Source organism: Bacillus weihaiensis (genome assembly GCF_001889165.1).
In the GTDB taxonomy this organism is placed as follows: Bacteria; Bacillota; Bacilli; order Bacillales; family Bacillaceae; genus Metabacillus; species Metabacillus weihaiensis.
Genome location: NZ_CP016020.1, coordinates 2,804,964 through 2,831,034 on the forward strand (window position 1 = coordinate 2,804,964; position 26,071 = coordinate 2,831,034).

The 26,071-nt window shown below is 35.5% G+C and carries 28 protein-coding genes; 4 read left to right on the top strand and 24 right to left on the bottom strand.

The genetic code is table 11. From position 1 onward, the window contains the following. Window positions 1-19: 19 nt before the first annotated feature. Genes A9C19_RS13440 through A9C19_RS13450 form a run of 3 tightly spaced genes read right to left on the bottom strand, consistent with a single transcriptional unit; the run spans window position 20 to window position 904 of the window. Window positions 20-451 (bottom strand): VOC family protein, encoded by a 432-nt coding sequence (locus A9C19_RS13440; RefSeq protein WP_072580423.1) that lies wholly within the window; start codon window positions 449-451, stop codon window positions 20-22. A 3-nt stretch (window positions 452-454) separates the two neighbouring features. Further along, window positions 455-637 carry a hypothetical protein gene (locus A9C19_RS13445; RefSeq protein WP_072580424.1) on the bottom strand — a complete coding sequence of 61 codons (183 nt, stop codon included), beginning with the start codon at window positions 635-637 and terminating at the stop codon, window positions 455-457. 27 nt (window positions 638-664) lie between these two features. Next, window positions 665-904 (bottom strand): hypothetical protein, encoded by a 240-nt coding sequence (locus A9C19_RS13450; protein WP_083584378.1) that lies wholly within the window; start codon window positions 902-904, stop codon window positions 665-667. A 110-nt stretch (window positions 905-1,014) separates the two neighbouring features. Here A9C19_RS13450 and A9C19_RS13455 point away from each other — a divergent pair, with 110 nt between their 5' ends. Continuing rightward, the gene (locus A9C19_RS13455; RefSeq protein WP_072580425.1) at window positions 1,015-1,491 is read left to right on the top strand and encodes a GNAT family N-acetyltransferase; all 477 of its coding nucleotides are present in this window, start codon (window positions 1,015-1,017) and stop codon (window positions 1,489-1,491) included. 478 nt (window positions 1,492-1,969) lie between these two features. Here the strand turns inward: A9C19_RS13455 and A9C19_RS13460 are convergent, their stop codons facing one another. Further along, on the bottom strand, window positions 1,970-2,893 hold the full coding sequence (locus A9C19_RS13460) for a response regulator (RefSeq protein WP_072580426.1): 924 nt from the start codon (window positions 2,891-2,893) through the stop codon (window positions 1,970-1,972). Between the two features lie 71 nt (window positions 2,894-2,964). Beyond that, window positions 2,965-4,845, bottom strand: coding sequence for a sensor histidine kinase (locus tag A9C19_RS13465; protein WP_072580427.1), 1,881 nt, complete (start codon window positions 4,843-4,845; stop codon window positions 2,965-2,967). A gap of 86 nt (window positions 4,846-4,931) precedes the next feature. Here A9C19_RS13465 and A9C19_RS13470 point away from each other — a divergent pair, with 86 nt between their 5' ends. Together A9C19_RS13470 and A9C19_RS22790 are read left to right on the top strand one after the other, a co-directional pair. Beyond that, complete coding sequence (locus tag A9C19_RS13470; protein ID WP_083584379.1) at window positions 4,932-7,307, top strand: EAL domain-containing protein; 2,376 nt, start codon at window positions 4,932-4,934, stop codon at window positions 7,305-7,307. 868 nt (window positions 7,308-8,175) lie between these two features. Further along, window positions 8,176-8,844 carry a methyl-accepting chemotaxis protein gene (locus tag A9C19_RS22790; RefSeq protein ID WP_420835832.1) on the top strand — a complete coding sequence of 223 codons (669 nt, stop codon included), beginning with the start codon at window positions 8,176-8,178 and terminating at the stop codon, window positions 8,842-8,844. 278 nt (window positions 8,845-9,122) lie between these two features. Here A9C19_RS22790 and A9C19_RS13480 read toward each other — a convergent pair whose 3' ends face one another. From A9C19_RS13480 to A9C19_RS13535, 12 genes are all read right to left on the bottom strand, one after another. Then, a complete protein-coding gene (locus A9C19_RS13480; RefSeq protein WP_072580429.1) occupies window positions 9,123-9,806 on the bottom strand; it encodes an N-acetylmuramoyl-L-alanine amidase family protein in 684 nt (227 codons plus the stop codon). Between the two features lie 491 nt (window positions 9,807-10,297). After that, the gene (locus A9C19_RS22060; RefSeq protein ID WP_199445786.1) at window positions 10,298-10,459 is read right to left on the bottom strand and encodes a hypothetical protein; all 162 of its coding nucleotides are present in this window, start codon (window positions 10,457-10,459) and stop codon (window positions 10,298-10,300) included. A gap of 315 nt (window positions 10,460-10,774) precedes the next feature. Next, window positions 10,775-12,277 (bottom strand): malate:quinone oxidoreductase, encoded by a 1,503-nt coding sequence (locus A9C19_RS13490; protein WP_072580431.1) that lies wholly within the window; start codon window positions 12,275-12,277, stop codon window positions 10,775-10,777. Window positions 12,278-12,659: 382 nt separating this feature from the next. Next, on the bottom strand, window positions 12,660-13,514 hold the full coding sequence (locus A9C19_RS13495) for an MBL fold metallo-hydrolase (protein WP_072580432.1): 855 nt from the start codon (window positions 13,512-13,514) through the stop codon (window positions 12,660-12,662). A 164-nt stretch (window positions 13,515-13,678) separates the two neighbouring features. Then, entirely contained in the window at window positions 13,679-14,719 is a 1,041-nt protein-coding gene (gene spoIID / locus A9C19_RS13500) for a stage II sporulation protein D (protein WP_072580433.1), read from the bottom strand. A gap of 73 nt (window positions 14,720-14,792) precedes the next feature. Further along, window positions 14,793-15,839 (bottom strand): GNAT family N-acetyltransferase, encoded by a 1,047-nt coding sequence (locus A9C19_RS22575; protein WP_072580434.1) that lies wholly within the window; start codon window positions 15,837-15,839, stop codon window positions 14,793-14,795. Window positions 15,840-15,854: 15 nt separating this feature from the next. After that, entirely contained in the window at window positions 15,855-16,052 is a 198-nt protein-coding gene (locus A9C19_RS13510) for a PspC domain-containing protein (RefSeq protein WP_072580435.1), read from the bottom strand. 217 nt (window positions 16,053-16,269) lie between these two features. Continuing rightward, window positions 16,270-16,710 carry a hypothetical protein gene (locus A9C19_RS13515; RefSeq protein ID WP_083584380.1) on the bottom strand — a complete coding sequence of 147 codons (441 nt, stop codon included), beginning with the start codon at window positions 16,708-16,710 and terminating at the stop codon, window positions 16,270-16,272. 117 nt (window positions 16,711-16,827) lie between these two features. Continuing rightward, window positions 16,828-17,328: a GNAT family N-acetyltransferase gene (locus tag A9C19_RS13520; RefSeq protein ID WP_072580437.1), complete on the bottom strand. Its 501-nt coding sequence runs from the start codon at window positions 17,326-17,328 to the stop codon at window positions 16,828-16,830. Between the two features lie 33 nt (window positions 17,329-17,361). After that, on the bottom strand, window positions 17,362-17,730 hold the full coding sequence (locus A9C19_RS13525; protein WP_072580438.1) for a cupin domain-containing protein: 369 nt from the start codon (window positions 17,728-17,730) through the stop codon (window positions 17,362-17,364). Window positions 17,731-17,793: 63 nt separating this feature from the next. Next, complete coding sequence (locus A9C19_RS13530; RefSeq protein WP_072580439.1) at window positions 17,794-18,096, bottom strand: hypothetical protein; 303 nt, start codon at window positions 18,094-18,096, stop codon at window positions 17,794-17,796. 5 nt (window positions 18,097-18,101) lie between these two features. Then, a complete protein-coding gene (locus A9C19_RS13535) occupies window positions 18,102-18,647 on the bottom strand; it encodes a histidine phosphatase family protein (protein ID WP_072580440.1) in 546 nt (181 codons plus the stop codon). Between the two features lie 304 nt (window positions 18,648-18,951). On the opposite strand from A9C19_RS13535, the gene A9C19_RS13540 reads away from it, so the two are divergent. Continuing rightward, window positions 18,952-20,094 carry an FtsW/RodA/SpoVE family cell cycle protein gene (locus A9C19_RS13540; RefSeq protein WP_072580441.1) on the top strand — a complete coding sequence of 381 codons (1,143 nt, stop codon included), beginning with the start codon at window positions 18,952-18,954 and terminating at the stop codon, window positions 20,092-20,094. A gap of 37 nt (window positions 20,095-20,131) precedes the next feature. Here A9C19_RS13540 and A9C19_RS22580 read toward each other — a convergent pair whose 3' ends face one another. The 7 genes from A9C19_RS22580 to A9C19_RS13575 form a co-directional block, all read right to left on the bottom strand. Further along, entirely contained in the window at window positions 20,132-20,263 is a 132-nt protein-coding gene (locus A9C19_RS22580) for a hypothetical protein (protein WP_273130848.1), read from the bottom strand. A gap of 133 nt (window positions 20,264-20,396) precedes the next feature. After that, a complete protein-coding gene (locus A9C19_RS13550; RefSeq protein ID WP_145925797.1) occupies window positions 20,397-20,615 on the bottom strand; it encodes a hypothetical protein in 219 nt (72 codons plus the stop codon). A 524-nt stretch (window positions 20,616-21,139) separates the two neighbouring features. Then, window positions 21,140-21,490: a YjdJ family protein gene (locus A9C19_RS13555; RefSeq protein ID WP_072580444.1), complete on the bottom strand. Its 351-nt coding sequence runs from the start codon at window positions 21,488-21,490 to the stop codon at window positions 21,140-21,142. A gap of 213 nt (window positions 21,491-21,703) precedes the next feature. Beyond that, on the bottom strand, window positions 21,704-22,285 hold the full coding sequence (locus tag A9C19_RS13560) for a DUF7010 family protein (protein WP_233499174.1): 582 nt from the start codon (window positions 22,283-22,285) through the stop codon (window positions 21,704-21,706). A 23-nt stretch (window positions 22,286-22,308) separates the two neighbouring features. Then, on the bottom strand, window positions 22,309-23,037 hold the full coding sequence (locus A9C19_RS13565) for a class I SAM-dependent DNA methyltransferase (RefSeq protein ID WP_233499175.1): 729 nt from the start codon (window positions 23,035-23,037) through the stop codon (window positions 22,309-22,311). 14 nt (window positions 23,038-23,051) lie between these two features. Beyond that, on the bottom strand, window positions 23,052-23,291 hold the full coding sequence (locus A9C19_RS21805) for a DUF6054 family protein (protein WP_072580446.1): 240 nt from the start codon (window positions 23,289-23,291) through the stop codon (window positions 23,052-23,054). Between the two features lie 397 nt (window positions 23,292-23,688). Further along, window positions 23,689-25,710 (bottom strand): penicillin-binding transpeptidase domain-containing protein, encoded by a 2,022-nt coding sequence (locus A9C19_RS13575; RefSeq protein ID WP_072580447.1) that lies wholly within the window; start codon window positions 25,708-25,710, stop codon window positions 23,689-23,691. Between the last annotated feature and the right edge of the window lie 361 nt (window positions 25,711-26,071).

The following is a 26,071-nucleotide window of genomic DNA, read 5'->3' on the forward strand; positions in this document are numbered from 1 at the left end:
TATCTTTCACCTTTTATTTTCACTCGATAATGAGCATTTCATTGTGGTCAAAACGCCAGCCTTCTGAATATGCTACTTCCCAATAGTAGCCGTCAGGGTCTGAGAAGTAACCACTATATCCACCCCAAAAAGTAGAGTGTGGAGATTTTTGAATGATCCCGCCCGTTTTTTCAGCCTTGTTCAATACCTCATCCACTTCCTGAGCAGACGTAGCATTATATGCTAGAGTAAAACCTGGAAATCCACTTCTCTTAGGAGGTTGTTTAGCATGACTATCTTTTGATAAGTGCTCTATCGGATATAGAGCTAGCCTCGTTCCAGCATTCTGAAAAAACACAATACTAGGATTACTTTCTCGTATACTCGTTTTAAAGCCAAGACCATCTCGATAAAAATGAAAAGATTTCTGGAGATCTTCTACTCCTAACGTTATAATATTCACTCTGTTCATTTCTCAAAATCCCCCCGAATGATCACCATGACCACTCTGTTGGTTAGCACCATTTTGATTCAAGACCTCATTTAATAGTTCAGATTGAATATTTTCGTCAAGAGAAGACATCCCTGTTTTTCTGCCAAAGAACAAGACGACTCCACAAACAATTGCTAATGGTAATAAAAAGTATATCCAAATCATGTGATTAACCTCCTGGCTATTTAAAGACTATTTGTCATTGTAAGATTCGTTTCTATTACATGTTCCATTCCTCTTCATAAGTATGTCGGTGATATAAATCATTTGTGTAATGAGAAACGACATTAAAAAGATAAGTATAGTTCCCATAATGATGATAACTTCCTCAGCTGGATCTCCCCCACCCATAACAAACATCCCAATAAGAATAAAAAGTAAAAAGCTACTAAATAATAGTAAAAAAAATATACCTAGATATTTCATGACCACTTACAATCCTCCCTATTTATTTATCTATTCATGAAAAATTATGATTGTTTTTTAGTTTTCAGATAGACTAAACTGTACGTATTACGTATTAAGGGAGATGATCAATTGATATGTGCAATATTCAAATAATAAGCTACAATGAATCCTACTTACATGAGCTTTCAAGCTTTTCTTTACCAGAGGATCAAGTCATATTCACGGCTTTACCTCTACAAAAACTAAACAATACAGCTAATTCAAGTGAGATTAGCCACATGATCATCCTCGCTGATGAGAAACCAGTAGGATTTTTCTCTCTTGAAGAGGGAGAAAAACGCGATAGATATACAACCAATAAGAAAGCAAAACTCCTTACAGCATTCTCAATCAACTTTGAGGATCAAGGTAAGGGCTTTGCTAAAAAAAGCTTACGCTTACTACCAGCCTTTCTCAATGAACAATTTACAGAGATAAATGAAGTTGTTCTCGGTGTAAATAAAAGAAACATTGCCGCTAAGTCTCTTTATCTATCAAGTGGCTTTAAAGACCTAGGGGAAGTGTACGAAGGACTAAAAGGCCCTCAGCATATTTTACATCTAACGCTTTAAAGGTTCCTATACAATAAGTGAACAAGAACAATGATACAAAGCCTTTCCTGTTCACTTTATCCATCTCTATCCTTCAACAGAGTCATTTATTACATCTTATGCATAAGTGCTCACAATCCTAGTCTCTTTCTATCATGTATTCGCTTAAAAGAAGGCTGTTTTCGGATAGATTATTAGGGACTTCCTAAAAGAACCAAATCCCGGTTTTCCCCCAGGTAAAAGGGGATTCTGTTTGTATAGGGAGAGCAGTTCTTATCATTCTTCCTAACCTTGGTATAGGAATGAATGATGACTAAATAGCAATTTAAGAAAAGATCCTAAAAGAAAGAAGCCTTCGGTTTGAAATAACTAGCAACACTAACCATTACTATTACAATAAGAAAATAGGGCCAATGATGTGAGTACTTCTGAATTTCACCTTACCTTCATCATACATCCAGTTAACAGAATATTCCACAGATTTTTAACATTTATTTTCCTAAATAGATAATTCTAAAAGCTTCATCTTTTCCTGATCAATCTCCTTATAATACTTAAGTAAGATTTCTACACATTTTTCATGCGTCATCTCATATGTTCGTGTAATAAGGGCTGACCATGGATAATCTTTATTTTGAAAAAGCCCGCCTTGATAGATCTCCTTTAATCTTTCTGAGACTTCTATAGACAACTTATTTCCAGTAGAAAGCTGTTCAAACTCATACAGATCTACATTTGCGGTCTCTTCAACCTCTAAATAATAGGCCTGATTCATGGAATGTATGGAGATTGGGAGATTGTACTCATTAAGCGTTTTTTTCATTCGATATATGGTATTGTGGACGTTATGAACAGCTCTTTCACCATCTTTATCAGGCCATAAAACGTCTGCTAATTCCCATTTACTAATAATCTCTTCTTTTTTTGTTAATAAGTAGGCAAATAATTCTTCTGTCTTCTTTGTTGGCCATTTAACAAGCTTATTTGACTCATTAATAACTTGAAATGACCCAAAGCATTTTATCGTCACTAAAGGAATCATACTTGATAAGGCTTGGAGCTGCTGCTGTTTTCTTGTCGTTAATCTCGGTGCTAGTTCGTTCAAATCTTCTAATGTCACTGGCTTTAACAAATAATCGCTAGCTTCTACTCGAAATGCCTCCACAGCATATTGACTGTAGGCTGTAGTAAACACAATTTGATTAGCCTCATTCTTAATTTTCCCTGCTAATTCCATTCCATTTATTCCGGGCATCTCAATATCAATAAATAATACATCTGGATGTAAGAGTGGTATTTCCTTTAATGCCTTTGTAGAATCTGTATACATACCAACAATGTTATAGTGATCTAGTTGATTAAGATAATACCTCATCATTTCTAAAATATGGGGTTCATCTTCTATAATGACTGTTTTAAGCATGACTGTTTTTCACCTTCAATTTCATTATCTTTCGTTCATTTATTCATCTAGTACATTTTCAAATGGCATATCTACTCTTTTCTTATTGGCCACTTTATCAAGACCTTTGTACCTCTATTTACCTCGGAGTGAATGGAGAATATTGCTCCGTGCATCTTTTCTAAACGGTTTTGGATATTACGGATTCCAAACCCTTTGTCCTCTTGATTATGATTAAGAAGATGAGTTATTGTACTTCGATCAATCCCTATGCCATCATCTTCAACTTTTATAGAAATGGACGTCTCATCTTTCATGATGCAAACCTGGACTTTACCAGCTTTTCCTTTTTTGAAAATTCCGTGTCTAATTGCATTTTCCACCATTGGTTGAATGAGCAAAGATGGAATATATTCCTTTTCGACACCTTCATCTATACAGAATTCAACTTGAAGATAAGGTAATCTTGTTTTCTCAATTTCAACATAGGCTTTAATGAGTTTTATTTCTTTTTCTAAAGGAATCATCAACCCTTTTTGATTATTTTCAAGTATTAGCCTTAAATAAATCGTCATATTTTGAACTAAGGTTGCCGCTTTATGTGGATTAGAATAACAAAGGGAAATAATCGTACTTAATGAATTATATAAAAAATGTGGTTTTATTTGTAAATTCAGATAAGCCAATTCATTATGATTTGCTTCTTTTTGGACTTCCTCTAATGATGTCATTAAGTTAGACATTTTTATCGCCAATAGAATAATGAAGAAAATAAGAAAACCTACCATACCATATTCGTGAGTATATCCTAGAGATAAAGCGGAATCTACAACTTCTAAAACTAGGAAAAGAATAATAAAACTAAAAGCTATTATAAGGGTTATTAACTCATTTCTTTTTATCCTAGAAATACCTTTAAATACAAAATAGAAAAGCCTACTAATAATAACAAGGAGAATAACTATTGCTATTGTCCATGCTAGATGGATAAATAAGCTATAATAAGGATATGGTGTGAAAATAATGACAACCATATATAGGAGAAGTGGGCTAACTAAGGTAACAACCATCCAATTAGAGATTAATTTCCTTTCCAATTCTCTCATAGATAATATAAAAAAGAGAACTGAGCCAAATCCAAATAAATCTTTTATTTTATAAGCAAATGTAAAAGGTAAATCAGGATAGACTTGCAAGAGAATCTTATCTCCACCAAATAATATACTTACCATTAAGACAAAGAAGTAAATGGCTGAGAATAAGATAAACTTACCACCTCCACATCCTCTCAAGATATAAAGAGTTAGATGATACATACTAAAGAGCAACAGAACCATACACAAGCCAATATGAATACTAAAGGTTAGATTATCCAAGAGTGAGATATCATTAGAGGTTCCTAGGTAGATACTTTCACCTATACCCATATCCACAAAGGTTTGATTTTCAACATGAATAAGAATTTCTAGTTGATCTTCTTTTGGTTCAAAATAAGCCGCATAAGGTGTATTTCCAGCACTACCTCGTTGATTTTCTGTTGATATGGTTCCACTCGAAGAGATTTTTTGATCATTAATATATAGAGTATGTGCCATTCGAATACTTTCTGTCTTAATCCCTAGTATTCTCGGAAAATCAGCTTTATTTTGCGGAAGCTTCACTTCTAAATAATAGGTTCCCATCCCCCGTCCTTTAATAAAGCTCGGAACATCAATGATTTCTGCTTTTGGATTATTTATAATCTCATCCACTTGAAGGAGTTCCCCATCTACATATTTCCAGTATCCATCTAAACGAATTACTCCAGCCTCCTCAAAATCCCATTCTTCTAAATGTAATACACCATTTTCAGCTAAAGGATTTTCTGGATTAGTCCTTACAAAACTAACAGGTTGACTTAAAAAATATAAAGAAATAAATCCTACTATTAATACAAGTAAATACCTCATTTTTTTTGAAAAACTCGGTTTCAACTTCCTACCTCCTTGTTTGTGAGGATATTGTGAGAATAATAAGCTACTCTTATTTAGGTACTTTGACTTAGTTAAAGAGGTGTAATATGGAACATTTCATGTCAACTCATACTGATCATAACGTTCTTCTTATGCTTTTATCTTATCTTATAGCCACTATATCGGCATACGCATCAATAGATTTAGCACGAAGAGTAAAACATTCTAAAAAGAAAGAGAAGCTTATTTGGTTAATCCTTGGTGGGGCTGCACTAGGTATTGGGATTTGGTCGATGCATTTTATCGCAATGTTAGCTTACCACTTTCCTGTACCTGTATATTATCATCTTTTTCTCGTCATCCTTTCGGTTATCATTGCAGGAATTGGGTGTATTTTAGGGTTTCTTATTGTATCAGGACAATCTCTCCCTTTCCTTCGCTTTGTATTAGCTGGGATTATCATGGGCTCAGGGATAGCCACGATGCATTATGTGGGGATGGAAGCCATTCAACCAGTTATCATTACATACAATGATGTTCTATTTTCCATTTCTATTTTCATTGCTATTTTTGCCTCTATGGTCGCACTTTGGATTGGTTTTTTCTCACCTTTCTCAAAAAAAGAAATGGCATGGAAATTAAAGCTTCTTTTCTCTATCATCATGGCATTTGCTATAACCGGAATGCATTATACAGGAATGTCTGCTACGAATATTTCAGGGCACGCTACAAATCTTGAGTCATATTCAAGCTTACTAGATACAAATTTACTAGCATGGATCGTTGTAATTGGAACTGCTCTCATCTTTATCTGTCTATTTTTCTCTCTTTCTTTTGAAAGGATGTACAAAAAACATGAGCTTGTACAAAGTATCATCCTTGATTCAGCAGTAGATGGAATTGCCGTAACCAAGGATGACGGCACGATAATTCACGCCAATCCAGCATTCTATCAGTTAATGAATAGTGAGGAAAATTCAACCAACAAGAACTATTTAGAGACGTACCTCTCAACATGTAATCAACATTTCTCTTTTCATCAAGAATATCATCTAAAGAAAAATGATCATATTATTGAAATGAAAAAACATCCAATTATTGGTGAACATTTGCAACAGTCCTTATGGTTTTTTCGAGATATTACAGAGCAGGTGAAAGCAAAAGAGCGAATTGAGTTTCTTGCTTTTCACGATCCTCTTACTCAACTACCTAATCGCTATAAATTAGAAATGGAAATAAAGAAGCAAATAGATACAAACACAGAGCTGGCATGCATTTTTATAGATTTAGATAAATTAAAATTTACAAATGACACATTTGGTCATAATGTTGGGGACTCTTTACTCTCGTTCGCTTCTCAAAGATTAGCGCATGCACTAGAGGTAGGCGATTTACTTTCAAGAATCGGAGGAGACGAGTTTGTCATCATCCTTTCAGGTAATCGCGTTAAAAAAGTAGATGACGTTGTGCAAAAATGCATGTCTGAAATGGAGGTTCCCTTTACAATCAACGGTACAAAAATACGTGTCACGATAAGTGCGGGTGTTTGTGCTTTTCCACAGGAAGCAAAAAACATTGAAGAGCTTTTACGATTTTCAGACCTAGCCATGTATGAATCAAAGCGTAACGGTAAAAATCGTGTCACCTATTTTAATTCATTGTTAAGTGAAAAAATGAGACGTGTACATCTTATTGAAAAAGAAATGATTCATGCGATGCAACATAATGATTTTCACTTATTATTCCAACCGAAAATTCAAGTACCTACAGGAAAAGTAGATAGTGTAGAAGCACTTATACGCTGGAATCATCCAGAATTGGGCTTTATATCACCCGGAGAATTCATACCAATTGCAGAAGAGAAGGACCTAATCTGGTCAATAGGAACCTGGGTTTTAAGAGCTGCTTGTAAGCAATGGAGTGAATGGAAAACAAAAGAAATGGTAGATATGAAAATTGCTGTTAATATTTCTCCGCTTCAATTTTCGAAGGATGACTTTCTCCCTATGTTAACCTCTATTCTCGAAGAAACCGGGATGAATCCTAAAAGATTAGAGCTAGAAATCACTGAATCTTCCTCGTTAGCATTTGAAGAGCAAACGAGAAAAAAACTTAAAACAATACAACACATGGGAATTAGTATATCATTAGATGACTTTGGTACAGGTTATTCATCTTTTAAGCATTTGAAACAGCTACCTATCGAAGTACTGAAGATCGATAAATCATTTGTTGACCACCTTATTGGAAACCATGATCAAGAATCAATCGTTCGGTCAATGATTCAGCTAGGCCACAATTTAAGTATGAAAGTACTTGTAGAAGGTGTCGAACATAAAGAGCAAGCAAAATGGTTAGCTAAAGAAGGATGTGACATGATTCAAGGATATTATTTCAGCAAACCAATTCCGCCTGACCAGTTGACCAAGTATATAATTGATCAGAAATCTAAGGAAGTAGGAGTGACCTTTTCGTATGAATAAAAACAAATTAATGCTTATTCTCTCATCTATTATGGTATGTATCTCGTTTCTTACGCATTATTTACATAGAAGCATTGGGTTTTTAAGTGACTATGTTTCTCTAAATAACTATGGAACTCTTTCTACTCAATTAATGGTTGTTCAAACAATCTTATTACTTATCCCTGCTCTTTTTTTACTTATAGCTTGGCTCCTTTATGCTCTTAAAAAAGGTGAAAAACTATTACCGTGGTTCATTACGTTTTCACTTACATTTAGTAGTATATCCATTATAGCCGGTGGAAAAGGACTAGTTGAATACCATTTCTCTATCTTTCTTGTCATTGCCATTATTTCATTCTATGACAAAATCAAGCTCATCATTGGTAGTACAGGTATTTTTGCAGTTCAGCATTTAGCAGGTTTCTTTTTCGCTCCCCAGTTACTATGTGGAACGACAGATTATCGTTTTTCTCTTATACTCGTTCATGCTTTTTTTCTCATTCTTATTAGCTCAGCAACCATATGGTTTATCCATACAAAACAAACAAAAACTAGGTTATACGAAGAAAAAGTAGCGATACAGCAAATGGCTATAAACAAGATTGTCATGAACTTAAATGAAACCTGTACTTCTATCTTAGATTATACAAACCAGCTAGCATCAGGGTCTGAGGAGTTAGCTGCTGCTGGTCAAGAAATTACTGCATCTATTCAAACAATTGCCTCTGGAACCGACAGTCAAACTAACAAACTACACTTAGGCGTTACTAGTATTTATACAATGTTAGAAGAAATAAAACGGATTTCTTCCTATACAAAGACATTAAATGAACATGCACAAAGTACACGTTCACACGTACAAACAGGAACAGCATCTATTCAGTCTATGTCACGTCAAATGAATAGCATCTCACTCGCATCCAACAATGTGAATGAACTTATTACTGACTTAACTAATTACTCATCTCAAATCGGTCAATACGTCGGTGTTATTTCTAGTATTGCTGATCAAACGAACTTATTAGCATTAAATGCATCGATAGAAGCAGCTAGAGCAGGAGAACAAGGGAAAGGCTTTGCTGTTGTAGCAAATGAAGTACGCAAGCTTGCTACACAATCACAAGGATCAGTAACTCAAATTCAGGATGTTATACTCTCAATTCAAGAAAGAATTGAGAATGTGTCTAGTCGGATGACCATTCAAGTAGAAGAAATCACAAAAGGAACAGCTCAATTGGAAAAAACAGACCATACCTTCCAAGAGATATCACATGCGTCAGATTCTGTTTCGAAACAAATTCAAGACATGACAGAGGCCACAAGCTTATTAGTAGATCATTCTCAGAAAACAAATAGCCTAATTGAGGATGTTTCAACAATTACGTCTACCTTCGCAATGGATATCGATACAATTTTATCTACAACTGAACAACAAACAGCCTCTACGGGAGAATTGAATGAAATTTCATCCTCTTTACGCGATTTAGTTGAGGATTTAGATAAAATCGTGACAAAAATTAATTCTTCCATCGCAAGCACTAACAATAAAGAATAACGTAAGAAAAGGACAAGATTCTTGATTAACCTAGATTAATAGTAGAACTTAAACTAAAAGTTCATTTTTCATCCAATTCCAGAGGCTAAGCGTTGGAGCTAACCAATGGGAAAGAAATTCTAATTATAGACCACTTTTTTAATCCCATTGCATTAGGAATACTAGCTAAAAAACATTGTGCCAAAACAACACTGCGTACAGAGCTTTATTTTGCTATCAAGTAAGAAAGGAGCTTGTTCACACTTTGCTCCTTTTTTTCATCCTTATTTCCTTAAACATTACACTTTTTCAATAATAATTCGATCTGCACTACCTAAGTGACCTTCTACTTCACCTAGAATGTTAGCTTGCTCCTGGTAGGCTCCAACCTGAACACCATCGACTATAACTCGATAGATAGGCTTCTCCGCTTGTTTTTTTAGATTAAAGGCTTTTTCCAGACCGTTAACATGACCTCTAGCAACCTTCTCCCTCCATTGAGCACTTTTTAATTTGTTTGCATCTGATTCATTATCAATGAACCCATTCTCTGTTAGTAATGCAGACATGTTTGTTTCCCGTAAAACATGAAAATTTGCTTTCTTTTTCCCCCGATTCCTCAAATCATTAAGCTTTGTTACTTCTTCATGTAAAATAGCACGATACGTTGCAGTACTTGACGAATCTAATAAACTATCATGAATATAATCTTCATAGCCATTTGCCGATCCATTGAATGCATTTATATGAAGTGACAGATAGAAATCTGCTCCATAGGCATTTGCTTCATTTGTTCGTTCTGTTAAGCTTTTATCAACATCTTTCGTTCTACTCATCTTCACTTCGACATCTTTGTATTCATTTATAAGCATATTGCGTATGCGTAAAGCAATATCTAACACAAGTTCCTTTTCTTCTAAGCCATTTCCCACAGCACCAGGATCCTTCCCACCATGACCTGGATCCAAATACAACTTAAACACTAATACACACCTCCCATACATCTCTTTTAATCGTGACCCTAGTATAGAATATGTATGGAGAATTTTATTGCTTGTATGGATATCCTAGTTAATATATACCTTTTAACATTAGGTGATGTAGGTCAAAGCTATGATGTCTACATATTTTACAGGTCAAAAAAAAAACGCCTTACACTTCATTAGGTAAGACGTTTTTTTCAACTGATAATTTCCTTATGGTTCATGCCTCTACATTTCATTTCCCATTTAATGAGGCTAAGATGCTTTTTGAGTTCAATTACTCGGTTATAATCATAGAAGGAGCTTCTTTTTTTATGTACTTTCAGTTGCTTTTTATATTTCATATAAATTGAAGTTAATTCTTCATTCTGTATAGAATTTAGTTCCATCGCATTCACCCTATTTGAAAAAATACTTTTTCATTATGCGTGATTCCTAGTTGATATTCAAGTTATTTTATCCTTTTCAATAGAAAATATACATAAATTTGTTCATTTTTTGTCGGGTTTGACAGAGACAATTGTAGCTTTCGTGCCGACATGACTTCGAATAGCCTTTCTAGCTTCAATTGATGTTTTAGCTTTCACGGCTTCACGATATTTTTTCCCATCAACTTCCCATTCAACCTGAAAGCATTTAGCACCACATCTCACCATACATCTTCCTTTCTGCATCTAGCTGGTAGACTTAATTCTCTCTTATAAAACGCCAGTGGTTATCAACTGTTCCTTAACCCGCTTTTCTGAAAGATTGTTATATAACCGGCATAATGCTGAGGGAAGAGACTCAGTTTTTATTTCATAAAGGGAATTGAGTCGAGGAAGAAAGATGCCAATAAACTTCAATTAAGGCATTTTCCTTCCTTTTACTTTATACATCAAGTTTACGAAATCAGCCATCATTAAAAAAGGAATACACGAAAAAACCTTTATACGGAATAGAATAAAGGTTTTTTCGTCATTTTTCAATTAATGTAGAACAGGTTCTTTTTCACTTAAACCGAGCGTCTCAGCAGTTGAAGCATGAATTTCTTTAAAGAAGGATGGATTTTCTACTAACGAGATTCCATAGGAAGGAACCATCTCTTTTATTTTATTTTCCCACTCATTTATATGTTCTGGGAAACACTTTTGTAAAACTTCAAGCATGACATGGACAGCAGTTGATGCACCTGGTGAAGCACCAAGTAAGGCTGCAATTGAACCATCTGCTGCACTAACAACCTCTGTTCCAAATTGCAATGTTCCTTTTCCACCAGCTTCTGTGTCTTTGATTACTTGAACACGTTGACCCGCCACTACAATATCCCAATCTTCAAGTTTAGCAGTAGGGATAAACTCTCTTAATTCCTCTATCCGTTTTTCATTCGATAATAAAACCTGCTGAATGAGATATTTAGTTAATGACATCTCTTTTACTCCTGCAGCGAGCATTGTCAGAACATTATTTGGTTTGACAGATCCAAATAAATCTAAATTAGAACCCGTTTTTAAAAACTTCGGTGTGAACCCAGCAAATGGACCAAATAAAAGGGACTTCTTCTGATCAATATAGCGTGTATCTAAGTGCGGTACAGACATTGGTGGTGCTCCAACCTTCGCTTTACCGTACACCTTCGCATGATGCTTCTCAACCACTTCTGGCTTGTTACAGACTAAAAAGAGACCACTAACAGGGAATCCACCAATCTGTTTCGACTCTGGAATGCCTGTTTTTTGTAATAATGGCAGACTGCCACCACCACCACCTATAAAAACGAACTTAGCTTTATGGTATTCCGTTTTAGCGTTTTCAAGATCCTGTACCTTCACTTCCCAAGATCCATCTGCTGCACGTTTAATATCTTCCACGCTATGTCTATAATTCAACTCGACATTTTGTTTTTCAAGCTGGTCAAATAAAATTCTTGTTAAAGCTCCGAAATTAACGTCAGTTCCACTATCAATCTTAGTTGCAGCAATCGGTTCCTTAGAAGTACGCCCCTCCATAATAAGTGGAATCCATTCGTTTAGCTTGCTTTCTTCCTCAGTATACTCCATCCCCTCAAATAGGGGATTTGTTGATAGCGCTTTAAAACGTTTTTTTAAAAAAGTAACATTGTCTTCACCTTGGACTAAACTCATATGAGGAATTGGCATAATAAACTCTTGTGGACGTTCAATAATCGACCGTTTTACAAGATACGACCAAAATTGTCTTGATAATTGAAACTGTTCATTGATTTTTATTGCTTTACTAATGTCAACAGATCCATCCGCTTTTTCGGTTGTATAATTCAACTCACAAAGCGCAGCATGGCCTGTTCCAGCATTATTCCATTCGTTAGAACTTTCTTCTCCTGCATTTGCAAGCTTTTCAAACACTTTTATTTCCCATTCAGGTGCTAACTCTTTTAGTAAAGTACCTAAAGTGGCACTCATTACACCGGCACCAATTAAGATAACGTCTGATTTTTTTGGGTTGTTACTCATGATACCCCTCCTATCCCCTATTTCAAGAAAATAGGCGCTTTCCTTAGATGTCCTTTTCAACCCGCCACCTAAAACACACCATTTTCTTATCTCAAAATAATCATCTCATACTCTATTATATCGTTTTACGTGTGAAAATATATAGTATTATCTGATAATTATATACTATTTATCTCTTGTAAAAAAGAGGGAATATGTGCATATTCACAGGAAAATAAAAATCTCCCCATCCTCTTCCTACTATTATATGAGTTACAATAAATATTCAGTGCTTTTTTTATTTCTATAAAATAAAATTTAACTTTAAAAACTTTTTTTCATAAACTTATAACAAAAAACACAGTCCTATTTATGAACTGTGCAGTCAATGAATATTCTTCCATTATATTGTGACCATTTGCGTATCGTAAGCAAATTCAACATGTATGTTTAATGCCCTAAGCTTTATCTCCACTTCTTTTAATTCTCTATAGCTTAATCCATTTACTTTCTCAATATGGGTTAAGATAACTCTTCCTGCATTTAGCTCCTGAATCATTTCTAAGGTCTCAGTAAATGTTGCTTCAACCTCCAAAACAGGATGGTCCTCAGCTAACAGTCTCTCTCCTGTTAAAGGATGGATATCAAATACCCCTGCTGGTAAAATCGCCAAATCCACACCCACTAGTGATGGATCAGGTTTCCAGTTATTCAATTCGTCCATAACTATAAGGACTCTTTTATCCTGTTGTTCGAACAAAAAGCCATATACGTAATCTTCGGCCAACCTAAAAGGAAAAATGGTCGTCCCTTTTAATGAAAGAGTTTCTCCATCATGAACGATTTGTGTATGAGCAAACCCTTTCCATTCAAAAAACGTAAGATGCTCACGACTACCTAAATAGGTATGGAAATCCTTCTCAACCTGTTCTGGTAGATACACATCTACCTTCTTATGCTTCGGTGGATGTTGAATCCAATCTGCACTTATTGTTTCAATTATTCTTCTTCCCATAACATGATCTGGGTGCCAATGAGAATACAATACACCTTTTATTTCGGAGATAGTCGAACGATTCACCTGCTGATAAATATCCTCTGGTGTATCAATTAATAATTGAAGGTCATGAACAAAAATGCTTGGACCCATTCGGCTATATGGTACGCCTTTTTCTTTTGCTTCTAAACAAATGTGACAGGTACATAATGGTCTTGGGGTAGGTATTGCTCCACCTGTACCGAGGAATTCAATTTTCATGTGTGCGCACACTTCCTTATCTCTTTATCACTTCACCTATACTTTTCCCCTTGCTCTTTTCTTTTTTTCAATAAGACTTCAATTGCACTAACGACGCATTTTATAGTTTCCTATACAACAAGAAAGAAAACAGCTGCTCTCCGTAGGTAGCTTACTTTTACACATTACTCTTTGACAACGAGTGTATCAATATACGGATCTACTTTTTTTATATCAATATCTTTATAATAATAATGTATGATATCTGTGTACGTCTTTCCCTCTTTTGCCATTCCATTTGCACCATATTGACTCATCCCCACTCCATGTCCATGTCCCAAAGTCTTTATTAAAACAGTTTCTCCAGCTTTTTCTAGCGTAAAGTCTGTTGATTTCAGATCTAATAAATCCCTTACTTCTTTTCCTGTGAAGCTTTGTCCTGATATTTCTATTTCTTTCACTCTACCTCCTTTAGTTTTTGCTATGACTTTTGCAAAAACACTGTTCGTATGGATCTTCACTCCAAGTTTTTTTTCAAATTGTTCTAACTCCAACACTATTTGATCATGATAGTGAGGTGATTGTTTATCCCAAGGACTCTCTACACTTCGTAAATATGGTAAAGGATAGGACCAGATTTCTTCTGAGTTTTCTGTGTATCCATTACTAGCAGAGAAGAAAGAAGGATCAATTGGCTCTCCATCATATGTTAAAATGAATCCCCTAGTCGCAAATACGGCCGCTTCGATTTTAGACATATACACGTCATATTGATCCTTCCAAAGTTCTTTTAATTCTTCCTTATTTTTATAAGCTTGATTAAACTTACTTTGATCCGTAATATCTGTATGACTCTTCCTTCCCCCACTAAAATCAGATAGTAATCTATTAACAATAAAAGTTCTCGCAGCTAATGATTGTGCTTTTAATGCCTCAAGCTCGAACGAAACAGGCATTTCAGAGGCTACTACTCCGGCAACGTATTCTTCTAAAGCTACTTTTTCGACTAGATTAGACTTCGTTCGGTAAACAGCTACTTCTACAGAAGCTTCTGTTGGAAATGAATTTATAGAAGGCTTAAGTTCCTTAGGGTTCTTAACGATATCTTCTACTTGAAATACATTTGTTTTACTTACGAAAGGACTGACGATAACAGATGGAATAATAAGGATAATCATAATAAGTGATGCTAGTCCACCAAGAATGGATATATGTATTCTCTCCATAGTTTCCTCCGGTAACAGTAGTACTAGTAAACTATGATTTCCCACCTTGATTTATTACATTATTTGTCACCATCTATGATGGATCGATTTCTTTTACTAATTTGATTTCATCTTTAATTGGAATACCGTTATATCCATTTATAGGAATACTTGGCTTTCGTTTTCTTGCTTTTTCCACCGCTTGGTTCAGGATTGTAGCAATGGTGAATCCTCGTTTTTGGTAAAAAGCAAGAGCTGGCAAATTGTCGTTTGTCGTGATAACCGATACTTGCTTACATTTATGTTGCTTCGCTTTCTTTTCTACCTCTTTCACTAGCCGCGAACCCGTTCCCTTGCCTTCAACTACACTATCTAAAGAAATAATTTCACACTCTATTCCTTTTATTTTGTATGTAATCAATCCCATTATTTCATTCTGGTCATTTTGTGTGAGAAAACCGTCTAATGTGCTGCAATCATATATACCACTAGAAAGAACCATCTCAGATCCGCCCCAGTGAAGGGTGAAAAAATCAATTACTTGGTCTTTTAAGGATTCATTTATTTCGACAAGCTTTAGGATCTTGTTACTACTATTCCAGTCTTCTCTTAACATCCCCATTTTTATCGCATCATAATAGATGTCATTTACGATCCTTGCTTTACGAATACGTGCCTCTTCCCTCATACCAATTTTTTCTGCTACCTTCATCATTCTTGTATTACCTGACCAAGTAGACATGCCAAGTCTATGAAGATTCGTTTGAGAAAATAGAAAATCAATCCATAGCTTATAAGCTTCAGACCCGTATCCACCATTCCAATAATCACAATCAAATATGACGATACCGGTCTCTAGCCAGTTTGTCATTCGGTCTACCCAGTATGAGCTAACATATCCAGTTACTTTTCCATCTATGATAATAAGCAATGAAAATGGCACATGTGGAAACAGCTCATTTTCCTTCAACCAGCTTTCTCTAAATTCCTTCTTTGTCATGAAAGGCTCTGGGATATAAGGACCATTCCATTTCTTCGCTTCTTGCTCTTTCTCCTCATATTTCCAATAATACAGTTGATCGACTTCATCAGTGTCCACTGCTTGTTTAAGTCTTACCTTTTGCCCGTTTAGTTGAATCAAACGAACCCCTCCTTCCTACTTATAGCCTTTTATCTTAGGACCATCCATACTCATTGTATTTGCAAGGATGAGATAAGCTAACATTGATACTGGTAGTAAGATAATAAAAATCACTCTTACAGCTAGCGGAGAAATACCAAAAAATTCACCGATCCCCCCACAAACTCCTACAATTGATTGATTAATAGAAGATCTTTTTAGTGTTTTATACATGATGTTACTCCTTTACGAAAGATTTTCAGTTATGACACCTCTGGGAGAAGCCTCTTATAAGGAGACCCTTTAGGCGGAAAATGAATGCCTGTAAGTATCCGAGTGCTAGATTTTTATCTGTATAGGGTGATTCTCTCTATATTTTTCAAAAACTCATATTGAATAGCAATAAGAAAAAAAGCCTTACTATATAAGTTAGCATAGGAACAGATGAACATTACCTTCTTGCTTTTCTCTCGAGAAAGAACATGAGATAAACAAGTATGAGAAAGAGAATAGAGCCTCCAATTAACCAATTTGAAGGGATCCCAAGAATTCCATTCCCATATGCATACTTCTCTCCCCGTATGGCTTTTAAGTACGTTCCATCCTTTACCTCAATCGCAATAGCTACGTCAGGATCGATTCCTTCAATTGAATAATATTTCGTCCCTACACCATAAGCATTTGAAAAGTTCCCGCCATACTGCTCCATATCTGAATACCTTGTCACTTTTCCGATATTATTTTTTACATTCTTGACTTCCTCATCACTAACAACATAAACGTACCGATCCCACACTACGAAAGAGTATGGCCAACTAGTTGCATAGGAGATAACTGGTAGGACTAGGAGAAGAACGCCAATCACAAAACTTTGTTTAACCTTTAAAACCATACTTATGATCCTCCTCCTTTAGCGAATCCGTCTCTATCCTAAAAATCTCTTTTTGCAAACCACGCTTTTTTCTGAATGATAGTTCACCATGATCACCAAGTATGTACCTATTAAACTTTATTTTAAGCTCGTCCATCCAAAGGCAATCTCTTCAACAAGTACCCCACCAATGTCAATTTCCTTTTTATCTATTGGAACTCCTTCCATTTTTTCATAAAATAATCTGGAAGAGTTTTCTGCTATTACCCAAACGACCAGTGATTGGATTTCTTTCGTTTTCAAGTCATTTACTACTACTTGAAAGAGCTTCTTTCCAATTCCTCTCCCTTGGTATTGCTTTAGGAGATATATGGCGTAAAGCTCCCCTTCATATTTTTCATATGTTCCTGTTCGTTCCTTCCCACCTGATGCAAAGCCGATGACATCTCCGTGATCATCTTGTACAACATACACACCACCATTTGGGATGACACGCGTCCATAACTGCCGTTTTTCTTCAATTGATAAAGTAGATAAATACTTTTCCGGCACTATCTCTGTATATGTTTGTTTCCAGCTTTTTATGTGGACGTCACTTATTGCTTCTACATCTTTCAGTTGTGCTGATCTAATTTTCATTGTTCATTCACATCCATTCGGACTTAATCCTTCTTATTCGTAACAGCAAAAGCTTCTTGTCATATAAGCAGAAGGATCGAGCTCCTCACCTTCAATTACAATTGCCGTTAGACCATTGAGAGATTTTGTTTCGTGCCATTCTCCCTTTTTCCAAAAAACAGCATCTCCCGCCTGAACATTCCAGAATTTCTCCAGCTCTCCTCTTACAAGTCCACACCCATGCACAATAAGGAGCAGCTGAGCGGTAACAGCTTGGTGAAAACCTATTATGCCATTCTCCTCCAAATACATAGAGGCAATATGAACTGGTTTTTCTGTATGTAAAATTCGTGACATAATAAAATCTGATTGAAATTGCTTAATCCGTTTTCCATTAGACTGTGTAAAAGAGTAAATCTCCATGATAAGCCCCTTTCTAAAGTAAAGTTCAAGGCATTCACCTTTCGTGACCAAGGTTGGAGATTTCTATGCCCTTCCCTTCATTTCTCTTAAATAAACTAAAAATATATACACGACGATAAAGATCACAAAGGCACCTAGTAAATAAACACTTAGCCAACTAGTAACCCCACCGATAACCTCGGATAGGAAATATAAGATGATAGGAATAAATAGAATCATAATGAACCCGATAAGTGTTTGAATGACATTCAATACATAGTTTTCTTTTTCTGTCTTTCTTCGTTGAGTTCCTGCCAAAAATTTAATACAAAAATGAAGAATAATGAAAGAAAGAACAGGTAATAAAAGTAAGTAGCATTGTTCCACTTTATTCACCCCCTCCAGATTCTATTTACAGCTACTTTATGACTAACCGTCTCAATCTTATACACATCTGGATTACTTAGTTTCTCCCAATCCTTAAAACTAAAAGTTTCTTTTACATGCTTTAAAAGAAGCGACATCACATTCCCATGTGTCACAATGATAATATGCTTGGAATCCTCTTTCCTTACCTCATCAAAAAGGGAGACAATACGATCCATCGCTTCTTGACTAGATTCTCCTCCTTCGAACCTCAGGTTTACATCATCATACGTCTTCTTAAGCTTTGAATACCAATCTAGTAAGTTTTTTGTACTTAACACTCGTTCTCGTAACCGATCATCCACTTCGATTTGTAGATTTTTCATTTTGCTTACATTTTCAATTGAATGAATTGCTCGTAAAAAAGGACTAGAAATGATTCGGTCCACCTTTATATTTGAGAAAAACTCACCCAACTCCTCAGCTTGCTTCAGACCTTGTTCAGTTAATTTAGCTTCTGCAGCTTGCCCAGTTGCTTCACAATGTCTCACGATATATACTTTCCCTTGCATGTATATCCCCCTTCATTCTTCAGACAATGGTTCTTTAACACTTTATGTATGTTCTATTCATGCCTACTATTAATCTACAATTCTCTCATGCACCTCAGAATATAAGCGCAAGCGCCTTGGTCCTCCTTGTCCAATAAGACGATTTAAAATAGAAGGTGCTCTATGGCTTAGCTAAACACTGAAACAACGTACTAAATTTTTATTCTTTCTATTACGTTAAAAACTTAAAATATGATAATATATGTTAGTAGTTACATTTTCTTCTATTATTATAACGCAAAATTAGTTGTTTTCGAGGTGTAAGATGAAGAATGACCAAAATCATTTTGATTATTTTTTTGTTTTGGCTTTCATCCTTTTCTTTGTTGTAAGCTGTATCAGCATCTATCATGCACAGGTTATCGGGGAAATGAAAGAAAATGTATTACTAAAACAAATTGTCTGGTACGGTGTTGGGGGCATCATTATTTTTGTTGTGATGTTATTTGATATGGAACAAATTCAAAGACTTCGTTGGTATATTTATTGCTTTTCAATCTTTTTGTTGATTGTTCTCATACTCTCACCAGAATCAATAGCACGAAAAATCAATGGAGCAAAGAGCTGGTTTACCTTCATCCCTGGTATCTCTTTTCAACCATCGGAATTGTCCAAAATTGGGTTAATCATTTGCTTAAGCTACGTCATTTCACAGGCCGGACCATCGTTAATTAGCATGAAGCAACATCTGCTTCTTTTAGGTAAGATGACGCTTTTAACCTTTATCCCGATCCTCTGCATTATGGGTCAGCCTGATCTCGGGACATCACTGGTCCTCCTCTTTATCTTTGCAGGGATGGTCCTTGTTTCAGGAATATCATGGAAATTAATTTTACCGGTCTTTTTAACGTTACTGATTGTTGGTGGAGGATCCATTTACTTGATTCTCTTCGAACCGGACTTCATTAAAGCGCTTGGTGTAAAACAGTACCAGCTAGGAAGAATTTATGCATGGTTAGATCCGGAAACGTATAAGCAAGGTGATGGGTATCACCTCTATCAATCCTTACTCGGAGTTGGTTCTGGACAGTTGCAGGGAATGGATAACAGTGATGTTCATATTCCTGAAAGCCATACGGATTTTATTTTCAGCGTCATTGCAAATAAATTCGGCTTCTACGGGGCAGGTACCGTCATTTGCTTATATTTTTTCTTACTTTATCGAATGATTCGTTTATCCATTGAAACAAAGGATTCATTTTCTTCCTTCGTTTGTATTGGTGTCATCACGATGATTACCTTTCATACGTTTCAAAATATCGGGATGACAATAGGGTTACTACCGATCACTGGAATTCCTCTTCCTTTTATTAGCTATGGAGGAAGTGCCATGATTGGGAATATGCTCGCACTGGGACTTGTAATGAGTATAAGTCTGCGAAATAAAAAATATTTCTTTGATTCATAAAAAAGAAAAGCTATAGCTGAAGTGTGCAAACTTTCGGCTATAGCTTTTTTCGATTGTAGTAGCTTGTAACGACCATCCCCATTAATCCTATAACGTTAAGGCCTAAAGCAAGCATTCCATAAGCCATCCCAGACCAACCTCGAATTGCCAATATACTGATAAAAAACAAGATTAAACTTCCTAAGGAAACGAAATAAAATACTGAAAACAACTTAGATTTTCTAATAGACCCCGTTAAGGTTAAAGTGAAAACTAGACTAATTATGCCAAAAATCATATACACCTTATTCATACACCTCTATTTATTTCTCTAAAATGACAAAATCCTTCGTTTTGTAAAAATCAATCTGATGCTTTACTGCAAATTCAAGTAACTGATTATAGGCGTTTTCATCGGACTCTATAACATTTCCTTTTATATTCATACCCTTATGCAAGATAATCACGGCACCTTTTTTCATCCAACCAACTCGAATACATTTCCTAAATAAACGGAAAGTAAAAACAAAAACCTCATACACTAATTCCTCGTGATGAATCGTAAACTTTAATCGAAATGAACCAATAATAACAGCAATCAGCAAAAATATGAACTGTGTATTTTTCTCATGGATTGTTGTTTTAGTTTATAACAAATTTAAGTTGATTGAGCGAAAGGTGCGAGACTCTTGCAGGACCTGTGGGACAGGTGAGACCCCGCAGGCTGATAAGCTGAGAAGGCTCACCGCCCACCCTGCGGACGCGAGCAACCTGTAGCGAATATCAACAAACACATACTCATTACAATACAAGAGAGGTAAAAAAAGCAGTTTAAATAAAACAAACGAATTACCAAAAAAATTTGATATCCAAAGAAAGACCACGAGAAACGCAATGTTAAAAGGAAAAAGGCGCGGTTCTAGATGATACGTCAAAACTCTTCCCTCCAACTAAATATTATATCTCCTTATCATCCATCGACCTAGTGGATAGATGAGCATCACTGTAGATAAAATAAGCAATATCCTTGAAATCAACTTTATCCCACTTGTCGGTGAGCTAGTCATTACTCCACTAAACAACAATACAAGGGAGCCAAATAAAAGAAGAAAAAAAGAAACCTCCTCTTATGCCCCTTACATAATTGATAACCAATTAATAGAGCTAAATACACAGTGCTAATAATCATCATGATAGGAAAGAACGGATAATACTTTGCAGCATAAATAAAATAATCAATTTGTAAAATTTCCCTACCGTTTTGAACTGGTCCATCAATCATTCTAGTAAATAGAGCAGAATATCTCCATTTACTAGGGTTCTGTATAATATTGCTGCCTTCATACCAGGCCATTACTGTTGCAAAAAGGAGACTAAGACTACCGATACCGAACTGAACAATCATGTTAACCTTCAATGAGGATCACCTCCTTTTAAATAAGGCTCTTTTCTTAAAACTTGTTGCTATTTAGCATTTATTTTTAAATAATATATTCAACATTCATACCTACCACCAAGATAAGTAAGCAAGAAAAAGTGGCTCCTTTTTACAGACAGAAAACCTTTTATCCAGGGAAAATATCCGGCACTTGGGATTATTCTAGTAAGCTGCAAACTATGAGAAATCAGTCTAAGATAAAAACTCTTCCATCCTTAAGGCTCTATCATCTATCTTTCTTCTATAATCAGTGTATAGAAAAGAAATCAATATAACGAGCAAAATAGGAACCGTCATAGGAATCAACCATATGAACTCATCTCCTACATACGATCCAATGATAAAAACAGCTATTGATATAATTGGAGCAAACCAATAGTATGCTTTCGCTTTATAAAGCCAGCCATACGGAAAAAAATGAGCGCCTGTAACAATTGCAAAAAACACAATAAATTCATTAGGGTTAGAAAAAAGCATCCAAAAAATAATGGGAAAGTAGATAAATTGAGCTACATTAAGAATAAGGCCTAAGCGACTTAACGGATTTTCTTTGTCATTCCATTTCACCTTGATCATCCTTGATAACAGGATTGCTAGTGGAAGCATAAGACCTGTCGAATATAAAGCAAGAATATTTTGCAGCCCAATTTTCATAGGCAAAAAATAGATGATGGTCATTAATACACATATAAAAACTCCTGAACATAAAAAGGAAATTCCATTTTTAGCACTTATAGATACATCGTTCCTTAAATCAGTTATATTCATTATCATATCGTCCGTTCCCCTTTTTCCTTTTACTTTCCGCATGAAAACAATAAGAATAATGGTATTCTCATTCTTCGCTCATACTCCTGCTTATCCTCAAAAAAATCCGGACTTGGTGTTCCTTCTCGGATATCATGTATGGTAAAACCCGCTTGCTTTAACAATTGAAAATACTCCTCAATTGTTCGGTGATACTTCACTACGTTTTTGCCAATCCAGGGCTCTATCCTTTCACCACTTTGAAAATAATCATCTACTAACCAAGCAGTCTTTTTTCCTAATGCTTCAGCACTTTTCGTTGAGGAAAGTAAGAGGGGATGCTGTACGCTGAAAACAAATTTCCCATCATCCTTTAGAGAATAATATACATTTCGAAACACTGTTTTTAGATCTTGAAGATAATGAAAGACTAATCTAGATACAACCAAATCATATTGCCTCTGTTTTAAATCTATCGTTTGTAATGAGGCAAGCTGAATTTCTCCTCCGAGTTCACTTACATGATCTTTCGCTACCCTTACCATATTTTCCGATCCGTCTATACCTCGATAGGAAGTACATCCTCTACTCAATAATTCATTACCAAATCGTCCATCTCCACAACCTAAATCTAGTATTGTTTTATCCTTTATATTCCCAATTAGTTGATGAACAATTGGACCTTCTATTACATTGTTCGGACTATTATCTCGATTTCTACGATTTAAAAAGTCTTCAAAAAATTGAGGATGATCATAAACAGATGCTTCTCTATACACATACATACCTCCTTTTACTCCTCACGAACTACTCCTGTTATATCTTCTTCTACTACTACTCTCCTTTTCCTATTAATGAAGCTTTTTCCTGATCCCCATCCTATATCTAAAATACCTTCTCCATTTCCTGTAGATACACATTTCATAACGGTTTCTCCGTCAATATGATCTAGTAGAACAGTCAAAGAGGCCGTGCTTCCATTTCGAAAGAAAAAGTTATCAAAAACCAGTGTTGTTATCTCCTTGTCTTCCACTTTCTTGCTATCAAAGAAAACAAGTAACTCCTTTACTTCTTCAGTTTCAATGAGCTTTATAGCTGCCTCAAACGGAGTAAGTTGTCATATAAACTCCATCCGTATACTTTTTCATCAAGAGCATCCTTTCTTAGCTGGTCTTTCTCACGATTACTCAATCATGATGAACAGTACATCTTTTTTTAACTTGTTAGATTACATCTATTTTTTTAGAATATATAGTCAACAACCAGCTATTCGAAAACACCCCTTACATAATAATCACTATATTTTACCATATCATGCGTACCCATTGGATAAATTTCACAATAAAGACGGGTTTAATCTTAATAGTAAAGAATTCCTATACACAAAAAGCACAATTCACTCAGAAATTGTGCTTTTCTAAAAAGTAAAGTTATCTTACATTACCTCCAAAAGCTTCAAACACTCCTTTAACTTTCGGGACAACGTAATGACTTCCCTCACCTTTCTTGACTTCTTCCACCATCATCGCAATGAGAAGCGAAGGATTTTCTGTGTTGTATGCCACAAACCAACCATTCTCACTACCTGTAGCATCTTCTTTTGATTGCTTAAGCTCAGCTGTTCCTGTTTTTCCAGCAAGCTGAATTCCTTCTAAGACAGGAGAATGACCTGTACCATTGGGATGTTCAATTACTTGCTTTAAATCCTGTGCAATTATATCCACTTGTTCGTTTTCTAGTATATTTTCCTTCCAATATGTCGCTTCTGTAAAATCTGTATTTACCTCTAAAAATGGCTTCACCATATTTCCTTCATTGAGGAACGTAGTGTATGCTGCTGCCACATGGAAGGGACTCATTTGTAATTCTCCTTGACCATAACCAGAATCGGCTAAAAGTGTCTCACTAGTTAAACCATTATTTGAAATGGTTGACTTATTCATCGGGAATGGATAGTCAATATCTTCATCATATCCAAAGGACTTTAACCCTTGTGAAAACTGATCCTCTCCTAAATCAAGAGCTAGCTGAGCAAAGTAGATATTATCTGAAAAAACTAAAGCACTTTCTAAGTTTACATTTTCAACTCTATCTGACACTCGTGTTATGGAGTAATTCCCCCAGCTTTCGTCTTTTTTCCAGGTTTTACCCTTAATTATTTTTGTATCATTAGGTGTAATGGTACTTGTATTCAAACCAATCGCTGCAGTCAAAGGCTTAATCGTTGACCCAGGGGAATACGTCTTATTAAACCTTGCCATCATTGGCTTTTTAGGATCATTTACTAATCCATTATAGGCTTCTGAAGAAATTCCAAGTATAAAGTCATTAGGGTTATAAGAGGGACTACTAACAAGGGCTAATGTTTCACCTGTTAGAGGGTGAAGTGCAACTGATGTACCCATATCATCTTTAAGCTGATCATAAATGGCTTGCTGAATATCTCGGTTAATAGTTAGTGTAATATCTTCTCCATTTGTAGGCTCTTTTTCAGCAATAATCTCATCTGTATCTTTAATAGAAATAATGGCCCCTTCCTCACCCTTTAAGCGATCCTCATACACTTGTTCAAGTCCAGCTTTTCCAATCATTGAGGTTGCATTGTAGCCTTTATCCTTTAATTGTTCTAATTGTTCAGCAGAAATGTTCCCAATATACCCCGTGAGATGTGCAGCCGCTTCTCCAAGTGGATACACCCTCGATTCAACATCCTGTTTTAAGACCGATGGAATCTTCATAAGCTTTTCATATAACTCTACATTTGTTGGATCTATTTTCTTAATTGGAACAAATAATTCAGGCTTTACCCATGCTTGGTTTAATTTACCCTTTATTTCCTCCACACTGATATCTAGTAAAGTTGAAATCTCTTCTAATGTTTCATCTTGATTTTCTGGCAGGTCTCCAGGCATTATTCCGATTTCATAGGCAACACCATTTACCGCAAGACCTTTCTCATTTTGATCAAAGATTTGTCCTCTAACAGCAGGGATGGTTGAGACCTTCACCTCTTGTCCAGCTTCTAACTGTGGGAAAATCATGCTTGGACTCCATTCCATGAACCATTCTTCCTCATCCGCTTGCTTCTCTTTCACTACACGAACTTTCTCATCAAAGGAAATGTTTCCAGCAATTGTATTCATCGATAGTGTAAAAGAATACGTTTGCTCCTCATCTTTTTCTTTACCGTCCTCATCGGGTTGAATGAATGTTACCTCTAATTCCCTCGCAGAAATTCCTTCATAAATATTTTTATACTTGCTTACAAATTCTTCTTCGGTCACTTCACTCTTTGTACTTAAAGAAAGCATGCTATACATATCTGAAAACTTTTGGTCATTCCAAAGCTGTATGTATTCACTTAATCGTTCAGAGGCTGTTGGTTTAGTTGAACAACCCCAAAGAAAAATAAAAGACAGCAAACATACAACTAGTAAATAGGTTTTTCTCATACGCAACGTTCCTCCCTACTCATGATTTATCCTACGTCCCTTTTAGATTTTCTACCTTAATTCTTTTACAATTTCTAGTTTTATAGGTTCATTCTAACATATCGACTCGTTTAATGGATAAACTTTACAAATCTATATATCTATGTCTAAAAAAACACCTCTAATCCAGTTAATTAGAGGTGTTTTTTGCAGTATAATGCAATTTATTGAAGTGAGATGGAAAGGGAATACTTGTTATGTAAACCATATTACCTTTTCTTCCTCATCATGATCAAAACATCACGATCTATCAGAAAGAGAAAGTCGACGATCTTTCTTCAAGTTCTTTCATTATACATTCAAAAGGAAGGAACCAGAAGAA